At 53.3% G+C, this 6,487-nt stretch carries 4 protein-coding genes; 3 read left to right on the forward strand and 1 reads right to left on the reverse strand.

Annotation, left to right across the window (positions count from 1 at the left end; genetic code table 11):
• The first annotated feature begins 234 nt into the window (after window positions 1–234).
• The 3 genes from FYC77_RS19735 (at window position 235) to FYC77_RS19745 (ending at window position 4,950) form a co-directional block, all read left to right on the forward strand.
• Window positions 235–1,134, forward strand: a complete 900-nt coding sequence (locus FYC77_RS19735) for a transposase (RefSeq protein WP_202911880.1) — start codon at window positions 235–237, stop codon at window positions 1,132–1,134.
• A gap of 725 nt (window positions 1,135–1,859) precedes the next feature.
• Window positions 1,860–3,269: a GntP family permease gene (locus FYC77_RS19740; RefSeq protein ID WP_238387048.1), complete on the forward strand. Its 1,410-nt coding sequence runs from the start codon at window positions 1,860–1,862 to the stop codon at window positions 3,267–3,269.
• 424 nt (window positions 3,270–3,693) lie between these two features.
• Window positions 3,694–4,950 (forward strand): RNA-guided endonuclease InsQ/TnpB family protein, encoded by a 1,257-nt coding sequence (locus FYC77_RS19745; RefSeq protein WP_149083202.1) that lies wholly within the window; start codon window positions 3,694–3,696, stop codon window positions 4,948–4,950.
• A gap of 46 nt (window positions 4,951–4,996) precedes the next feature.
• On the opposite strand, the gene FYC77_RS19750 is transcribed toward FYC77_RS19745, so the two are convergent.
• Entirely contained in the window at window positions 4,997–6,007 is a 1,011-nt protein-coding gene (locus FYC77_RS19750; protein WP_149083203.1) for a 3-hydroxyacyl-CoA dehydrogenase NAD-binding domain-containing protein, read from the reverse strand.
• Window positions 6,008–6,487: the final 480 nt, after the last annotated feature.

Consider the following 6,487-nt stretch of genomic DNA (forward strand, 5'->3'; position numbering starts at 1 on the left):
TCGAGGACTTCGGAGTCCTCGTCGGAAACGTCGAGTTTGACTTGGATGTTCCGAACAACCTCCATACTTCATTAGTGCATCTAAAGATACTTATTAGTATTTATTTAGATGGGGAAATCAGACTTGCTTTCGGGCGTGGTTTGTGTCATCGAGTGTCGGCTTCCTCCCCGACCTCAACAGTAGTTGCCGAAGTGCCTGAAAGACAGTTTTCTCCGGTGACATCCTATTTAGAACATGGTCAGTACTACCGAGGCACGGCAGGTCTGCCGTGCCGTAGGTTCGCTGTTGTATCCCGCTCTGGACTTCGGAACGAAGCCTAACGGCACCTACCCGAGTGAGGACTTCTCCAGAGTCCTCACTCGGAGCGCATTCTATCGTGAGTTCACTAACACCAGTGCTAGACACCTCCAGTTGGCTCGGGGCGAAGAGCTGAACCTCGAAGACCGAAGCCCGCTCTCGAAGTCGCTGCTGTACCACCTTGGTGAGATGGATGCGGATGCCATCGACGACCAGTTCGATGGCATCCGCGGACAGTTCCTCGACCAAGCACGGAAGGCACGACGGTTCCCCCCAACCGCGGAGGTTGCGCTCGACCTTCACGAATGGCTCTACTACGGTTCTAAGCAGACACCGATGGTTTCGCGGATCAACCCGGATCGTGGAACGAATCTTGCCTACGTGTTCGTCACACTGTGTATTGTTTCACCGTCAGTTCGTTTCACACTCGCGTCCGAGCACGTTGCTCGAACGGATACGCAGTCTCTGATCAAAGCAATCCGTGAGGTGATCGAGACGGCACGTCAGGCCGTCTCGATCACTCGCATCTACTGTGATCGTGGATTGTATCGGGTGGAGTTAGTCGACGAACTGATCGATCTCGACGTAGAGTTCGTGATTCGAGCGCCCAAAACACCGGGGATAAAGCGTGTTCTCGGCGACCACGACGAGGACGTGTTCGTCACTGACTATGAGTTAGTCAGGAAGCGTTCACCGACGATGCGTGTCCCGGTGACGCTCGTCGTCGTCCCGCATCAGTCGCGGGACGACGACTCACTGTGTCTCATCACGAACCATGTGAGAACGGTGGATGAAGCGGTACACTGGCGCAAGCATATCGGCGTCGCTGGGGGATAGAAACGTCCTACCGAAAGATCGGTGAGTTCCTTCCTCGGACTACATCACCAGTGTTTGCGGTGCGGTTGTTCTACTTTCTGTTCGCTGTGGCACTGTACAATCTTTGGATCGTGGTGTGTCTGCTACTCTCAGAGCAGCGGCGAGAGAGCACACGTCCAGCGGTTCCAACGGCAACATTTCGCTTCTTCCTCGGGCCAGTGACATACGGATAATCGCTGCCGGGCGGCAGACCCGAGCTGGCGCTCGGGTCAGCACGCTCTCCCGTACTGGCAAGACTCTCTGTCACTGTGAATTACGCATCTCAGCCCCAGTATCTACTTAAATCACCGCTTGAACAAACAAGATTAAGCGGGGTTCAGTGACCTCATCACGTTTCCATCGGCTCGCTACAATCTGAATCGGCAACTACTGTCAAGGGTCGGGGTATCCGCCTCGACCGCCGATGAATCACCGTTACCCTATTTGTATGACCAAACGGTTTGCTGAGAACTCGCAGGTCGTACCATTTGATATTCACTTAATCTTGGGTAGTATCATTGCCTTTGGAGGTTCCTCGGTCATAGAGCTAACCAACAAAAGTGCCAGACGGCGAGTCATCAGCTATGTACATCAACAGACATATAAAACCATCAATCTACAATAGATCAGGATATGAGCGATGGCTAGTCATGCCTCAATTATGAATGGGGGAATGATTTAAGTATCCTTAGAATAACGGGTGGTCCATGTTATCGGTACCCAACACTCCGATGCTAATCGACACAGTACTCCATCCAGGAACGATGTTGGTAGTGGGCATTGTTGTCCTGCTATTTTTATTAATACGATTGAAATTACATCCGTTCCTCGCGCTCATCGTCACTACTTTTCTAATAGGCATCCTCTCTCCAGAGGTTCCACTCGGTGAGGTCGGGGGACTAACAGCAGAAGAGTTCGGTGGCCTAATGATTGGGATTGGTATCCCGATTCTGATGGCAGCAATAATCGGTAAGTGCCTGATCGAAAGTGGAGCAGCCGAACGAATCGTCAGGACGTTCAGAGGATCGATGGGAGAGAACCGTGACAACGCGACGCTACTCGGAACGAGCTATCTGCTCTCGATTCCGGTGTTCTTCGACAACGTCTTCTACGTTCTTACGCCAATCGCACGAGCAGCCCGCGCAAGAGAGGGGGAAAAGTACTTTTTGTACCTGGTCGCGATCATTGCAGGCGGGTCGACAGCCCACGCACTTGTCCCCCCGACGCCGGGCCCGCTGGCGGTATCCACCGAACTCGGAATCGATATCGGTCAGTTCATGATCGTCGGCGGTCTCATTGCTATTCCAGCAGCAGTCGTACCAGGAATTCTCTACGCACAGTGGATGGACAGGCGGATGGACATTCCGCTTCGGGATGCACTTGGGACAACTGCCGAGGACCTGATCCGCCAAACTGAACGTGAGGGTCAGGATCTTCCTGGGACGTTCGAGGCACTGCTTCCGATCATCCTGGTGATTGGACTCGTGGCTTCGGATGCGTTGTTCGGAGTGTTTTTGCCCGATGGTTCAATGGTTACACAAATAACCGGTCTGGTGGGTGATCCGAACATTGCACTGACGATAGCTGCGTTGATGGCGGCATGGACGTACTACCGGGTTCGAATTGACGACTTGAACGTCTTCGAAGAAGAGATACTGGTTGCAGTGAAAGACGGTGGCAATATCATCGCGATTACTGCGGCCGGCGGTGCGTTTGGTGGAATGTTGGCCGCTGCCGGCATCGGCGAGGCCATCATCGACTTTACCGGTGGACTTGGCTTCAGTCTCCTGGTTACCGGGTACATCATCTCTGGTCTAATGCTCATCGCGACCGGTTCGCTGACTGTCGCGATGATCACCACTGCGGGCATCATGGCAGGTTCAATTGGGCAACTCGATGTTCACCCAATCTACCTTGCACTGGCAATTGGCGCCGGATCGATGGTGTTCCCGTGGCACAACAACGCGGCGTTCTGGGTCATCACCGAGGTCGGCGGACTCAAACACCACGAAACCATTCGGGCGTTCTCGCTCGTCGGGTTCCTCATGTCGGTGACTGCTTTCACAGTCACACTGATTCTCTCGACGATCCTGCCGAACCTCGGGCCGTTCGCCTGAGTGAATGGTATCTGTGATGATCTGTACCGTATTTTAATTAATTGTCTCGAAAATTCGTTGTACACCGTCGGCTTCTATTCCTGTGGTGGTTTTTAGGACTGACCGATCGGTTCGTCAACTTCGCCTTCCCCAGATTTCAGTCAAGATCACACCAGAGTGACGCCTCAAGCAACCTAGTTTGATGCCAAATGTCAGTGTAGTCTAGTGATTCACCAGGGCCGGTTATACAGAGCCAAGGCGAATACCCCCGCCTTCCCGTGAAGGACGAGCGTTCCGACAGAGCGTCGGAACCGAGGACTGAACAGGCGGGGGATGAAGCCGACACGGTGAGCAACAGACCACCGAGTGACTGCGCGGCAGGATATTCCCCGTCAAACGACACTATTAATACTATTTTATCCATAACTGGTTATGAAGCAGGACGATGCTGGAGACGACCCGCACCTACGTCGCCAAAATCACGAACCACCAGCAGGTTCGTGACGATATCGACGCCTGTGGGTTTGCAGCATCAAAGCTGTGGAACGTCGGACGCTACTACATTCAGGGTCGGTGGGACGACGACGGTGAGATCCCTGACGAGAATGAATTGAAATCGGAGTTGAAAGACCACGAACGCTACAGTGACCTCCATTCTCAGTCAAGTCAGCGAGTTCTCGAAGAGCTTGCTGAGGCGTTCACGGGCTGGTACAACTCCGACGACGGCAATAACCCGCCGGGCTACCGGAAACGAGGCGACCGACACCCACGCTCGACAGTGACGTGGAAACAGAAAGGTATCAAACACGACGACAAACACGGACAGGTTCGCCTCTCGAAAGGATGGAACCTGAAAGATGGCCGGTCGGACTTCATTCTCGTAGAATACGAGACGCGACCGGACGTGACTGTCGAGAATATCCAGCAGATCCGCGCTGTCTGGAACGACGACTGCTGGGAACTGCATCTGGTGTGCGAGAAGCAAATTCCCGTCGAGGATGCGCCTGGAGACAACACCGCTGGAATCGACCTCGGTATCAGCAACTACCTCGCTATCAACTACCAAGACGGCCCGAGTGAATTGTATCCCGGCAACTGGCTCAAAGAGGACAAACACTACTTCACCCGCGAGGAGTATCAGACTGAAGGCGAGAACGGCCTATCCAAGCGGGCACGTCGTGCCCGCCGCAAACTCTCACGTCGGAAAGACCATTTCCTACACACGCTCTCGAAACACATTGTTGAGCGGTGTGTCGAGGAAGGTGTCGAGACAATCGCCGTGGGCGACCTGAGCGATATTCGAGAGGATGACGACGGCGACTCACGAGACTGGGGACAGTTTGGCAACAAGAAACTCCACGGCTGGGAGTTCGACCGCTTCACCGGTCTACTCGAATACAAAGCCGAAGAACATGGGATACTGGTTGAGCGAGTAGACGAGGCGAACACGTCGAAAACCTGCTCGTGTTGCGGGCAGATTCGAGACGCCAACCGCGTCAAGCGTGGGCTGTACGTCTGTGAGTCGTGTGAGACGACGATGAACGCAGACGTGAACGGAGCGGTGAATATCCGCCGAAAGATAACTCAAACTCCTCCAACCGGGGATATGAGTAACGGCTGCTTGGCACAGCCCGGAGTCTACCTGTTCGACACAACGACGGGTGCATTCCACCCACAAGAACAGGCAGACTGCAAACCCTAATATCCCAACGCTTGGGATTCACCCCGGCTTCAGGCGGGTGAGGCCGTCAATCGTTATCGGTATGAGTTACGTCACCTGGTGGACCGCCGTATACCGCCCGGTGAATAGCGATCATACCACGATACTTCTCGCGTTTGAGTTCTTCAGCATCGGCACTGTCGTACTCGTAAAACCCCGAACCCGTCTTCGGCCCGAGCTCGTCGGCAGCCACTTTTTTCTGGACGCTCTCTGGGTTTTCGAATCGCTCACCGAGTTGGTCAGTAAGGTATTCGTTGACGCCGTGAAGGACGTCGACACCTCCAATGTCGACGTGCTCGATGACACCGAGGACGGGAAGTCGGAACCCAAAGCCGCTTTTCAGTGCCCGGTCGACATCCGCAGGGTCTGCGACGCCGTCTTCGTACGCACGAATAGCCTCGTTCATCGCCGCCGCCTGGACGCGAGATCCGAGGAATCCTGGATGATCCTCACAGACGACTGGTTCTTTGCCGATACTCTCCAGCAAATCGACCGTTGCAGACACGACGGTCTCTTCGGTCCCATCCGAACGAACTACCTCGACCAGTGGAACGATAAAGGGAGGATTCCACCAGTGAGCGATGAGCAGCCGTCCCGGCTCATCAAACGCGTCAGCAAGCGTATCGATACTGATAGACGAAGTCGTGGACGCGACTACTGTGTCTTCGGACAGATGTGGCTCTGCGTTTTCGAAGAAGTCGCGTTTCAGTTCGGGCGATTCAGGGAGGGCCTCGAACACCCACGCAGCATCTTCGAGACCATCCTCGAACGAACGAGTTATGTCAATTTTCTCGAGGACGTTTCCTTCCGATCCGTCGAATACGTCTTCTTCCTCCAGCAGTTTCAGGTTCGATTGGATCGTCTCTGTCACGAAGTTCTGCTTGTCATCCCACTGGTTTGCAGTGCGATCTTTTGTATCTAGAATCGATACATCGTAGCCAGCAGTTGCGAACACCTGTGCAATACCGATTCCCATCCGTCCCGGACCAACGACAGCAATGGGTGTTTCGGAGGGTGTGGTTGTTGAATCAACAGCCATCGTTTACTACCGTCTCTCTCCGTGTTTTTGAAACACACGGTATTAGTTACCACATTCCTCAAATGTTTTTATAAGGAGAGATGATCAGAGCAAAACCGCAATGATCGTAATGTAGCGGTAGATAGCAGTTAAATCGCTCTGAGACTATCTGTGTGGACGTATTACACAATAGTTGTCTCCTGCCAGTATAGTAGCCACTGAAAGTCAATGCACACCTGATCGCACGACAGCTGTGCGATCAGTGTGTAAATCGTTTCAGTTGTTACTATATCTTCTGCCCCTTCACCTTGAATGAAGTATATAACTGATCAAATATATAGAGCCCACACAAATTGCAGGGTGAATAACCGCTATATCGATCTGGAGAGTGTCTTCTGTGACTCGCTGAGGAGTCAACCTAGACTCAGTACTTCACAAAGCAACTTGACGACACTGAGCTGTTCGTGAGAGCGTCCGCTAAATAGTAAGTAACTAGGAGGG

Origin of the sequence: Natrialba swarupiae, assembly GCF_008245225.1 — an archaeon.
Classification (GTDB): Archaea; Halobacteriota; Halobacteria; order Halobacteriales; family Natrialbaceae; genus Natrarchaeobius; species Natrarchaeobius swarupiae.